This is a genomic window from Sulfuricurvum sp. MLSB (assembly GCF_000747095.1).
In the GTDB taxonomy this organism is placed as follows: Bacteria; Campylobacterota; Campylobacteria; order Campylobacterales; family Sulfurimonadaceae; genus Sulfuricurvum.
Genome location: NZ_JQGL01000049.1, coordinates 1 through 1,160 on the forward strand (window position 1 = coordinate 1; position 1,160 = coordinate 1,160).

Annotated in this window: 2 protein-coding genes; both read left to right on the top strand. The window is 36.4% G+C overall.

Going from position 1 to position 1,160, the window contains the following annotated elements:
- On the top strand, positions 1-324 hold a 324-nt coding region (locus JU82_RS04995; RefSeq protein ID WP_294892179.1), incomplete at its 5' end, for a hypothetical protein.
- A 253-nt stretch (positions 325-577) separates the two neighbouring features.
- Entirely contained in the window at positions 578-766 is a 189-nt protein-coding gene (locus JU82_RS05005) for a hypothetical protein (protein WP_037947373.1), read from the top strand.
- The last annotated feature ends 394 nt before the right edge of the window (positions 767-1,160 follow it).

The following is a 1,160-nucleotide window of genomic DNA, read 5'->3' on the forward strand; positions in this document are numbered from 1 at the left end:
TGGATTGAAGGTAATAAAAGACATTGCACGGTGGGAAATAAGTACGCTAATTATAGTTCCGATGATAGTACGGTAACAATAAAACCAGTCCCGCTAACAGAAGAATGGTTGCTGAAATTTGGGTTTGAAATAGATAGTTATGGTTGGTATAAACTAAGAGATACAAGCATAAGCCGTGAGCGTATATTATCTGGATTGTACTTTGATTCTCGAAATCAACTCACAATATCTTTAAGTGAATTTTACATAAAAGTATCGCACGTCCACCAACTTCAAAACCTTTACTTCGCTTTAACCGGAACTGAACTAACCAAAATCAAATAACCATGAAAAACAAAACAACATCTTACGTTTTATGCTTCGGATGTATAGTTATGACTATACTTTGCATGTTGTACGCCTCGATGTACCAGAAAGACAACGAGATTTTACAAGACCGGATAATGCGACTGCGAGCCGACAGCGTGTTATTAGACTGCACCGCCAAGCGTTTTATCAAATGGCATTATCAACTTGACAGCTGCGACAAGCAAGAGATTGACAGCATTGTTAAATCTGACAAGCAAAGGAGGGTAAAATGACAGCATTAGAACAAAAATTATATACGATTAAAATTTTATTGTCTGCACAACAAAAGGAAACCGATTCACTCAAGTCTACCGTCAAGCAAATGAAAATTGACTATCCGAAACAATTAAGACGTAGGTTTTTGATCGGCTATACCCTCGGCTTTATTATTGGATTTGCAATTGCAGTTATATTCTAAACGTGTTATTAAACATATTGCGAAACCGGAATAAGTGTTATATTTGCAGTGATGAAAGACGAAACTAAATATTATTTTCCATCAAACGGTACAGAAGGAATGTCATTTATTGCCACTTGGTGCGAGAAATGCCGTAAAGACCCTGCAATGAGAAACGCTGAAAGTAATACGTATTGCTCGATACTTACACGTAGTATGACGGAATGCAAACGTGTAAAGCAATGGGTATATATTAACGGCGTTGCCACGTGTACATCATTCGTTCACTACCAATCTAAGCGTCAACCAAAAAAATCTAAATCAAAACCAAACCAATTAAAACTAATATTATGAAAACAAAAGAACCAAAAATCAAACAATTTCAGAATGAGTTCTGGAAAGCATGTGCTACCGA